Here is a 562-nt window from a genome sequence, read left to right on the forward strand (position 1 = left end):
GATCTCGACGATCTCGTTCGGGACGAAGGGCGGCGAGATCGAGATGGACGGGCAGCGCATCGCCGTCCCGGTCTCGACCGACCAGATGAAGATGGTGGCCAAGCTGTCCGGCGGGCAGTCGTACACCGCCACCACCCTGGGCGAGCTGGAAAAGAGCTACAACGCCATCGAGAACGAGATCGGCTACCGCACGGTGCCGGGGCCGGGCAGCTCCGGCTGGCTGCGGCTGGCCGTGCTGACCGCCCTGATCGCGACCGCGCTGGCACTGCTGATCAACCGGCGCCTGCCCAGCTGACTCAGGCGGGCAGCCTGCGGTTCAGCAGGAGCCCGGCCAGGATGGCGCCGGCCAGGACGAACGCGCCGAGCAGCATCCAGGCCAGGCTGGCGTCGCCCTTCACGGTTTCGTAGCCGATCTGGCGCTGCAGCGTCGAGTACACGTTCTTCAGCGAGTCCAGGCTGTCGGCGTGGAACGACTGGCCGTCGGTGATCTCGCAGATCTTCTGCAGGGTCTGGTCGTCCACCGGAACCGGGATGGTGGCGCCCTCGTAGTCGACGGTGCCGT

The 562-nt window shown here is 68.0% G+C and carries 2 pseudogenes; one reads left to right on the plus strand and one right to left on the minus strand.

Annotated elements, in window-relative coordinates:
• Positions 1-295, plus strand: a pseudogene (locus A5624_RS01660) (hypothetical protein); the annotation flags it as partial.
• A 1-nt stretch (position 296) separates the two neighbouring features.
• Here the strand turns inward: A5624_RS01660 and A5624_RS01665 are convergent.
• Positions 297-562, minus strand: a pseudogene (locus tag A5624_RS01665) (hypothetical protein); the annotation flags it as partial.

It is taken from the genome of Mycobacterium sp. 1482292.6, from assembly GCF_001672995.1.
In the GTDB taxonomy this organism is placed as follows: Bacteria; Actinomycetota; Actinomycetes; order Mycobacteriales; family Mycobacteriaceae; genus Mycobacterium; species Mycobacterium europaeum_A.